This window comes from Pseudoalteromonas sp. S4492 (genome assembly GCF_005886115.1).
GTDB classification, from domain to species: Bacteria; Pseudomonadota; Gammaproteobacteria; order Enterobacterales; family Alteromonadaceae; genus Pseudoalteromonas; species Pseudoalteromonas gelatinilytica.
Map to the genome: position 1 here is coordinate 1 of NZ_PNCP01000137.1, position 516 is coordinate 516.

Sequence of the window (516 nt, forward strand, 5' to 3'; positions counted from 1 at the left end):
TGAGTTTGTTAGCGCTAAACGTCTTGAGATTAAAACCACTACACGTAAACCAAAAGTAAGTGGGATTTTTGTTGCTGAAAGACTAGAACGCTATTGCGCACAGTCTTACGGCAAGTTTTTAAATTTCTTACGTCACGTTAAAGAACTACCGGACAGCGAAATCATTAACCAATTAACTAAAGGCCTTAATCCGTGGGATATCCCCGACTCTATAAATCAGGCCTGTATATCACCACCCAATCAAATGGAGTTAGCCCCATGAAAGTAATCTTATTATCTGCCGCGATGGGTCGCGGTGTTTCAAGCAAATCAGGTGCTGCTAAGCCCTATTCGTTTTCATCTATCAGTTACTTAGTACCTGAAAAAGACTTTATTCAAGGTGACCACAATATTCAAAAATGTGGCTTTGAACCTAAGTCTTTGAGCATGCGTGAAGACCAAACGCTTTATAACAAGTTTAAGAAAATCACCGAAGAGCAAGGTATTTGTGAGGTTGATTTAACCCTAGAGCCTGAC

The 516-nt window shown here is 40.1% G+C and carries 2 protein-coding genes; both read left to right on the top strand.

The window, feature by feature from the left end; genetic code table 11:
- Positions 1 to 262 (top strand): hypothetical protein (locus CWC28_RS22020; protein ID WP_212746812.1); only part of this gene is annotated, 262 nt, incomplete at its 5' end.
- Positions 259 to 516 (top strand): CTX-RstB family phage integration protein (locus tag CWC28_RS21185; protein WP_138625739.1); only part of this gene is annotated, 258 nt, incomplete at its 3' end. The genes CWC28_RS22020 and CWC28_RS21185, both read left to right, overlap by 4 nt.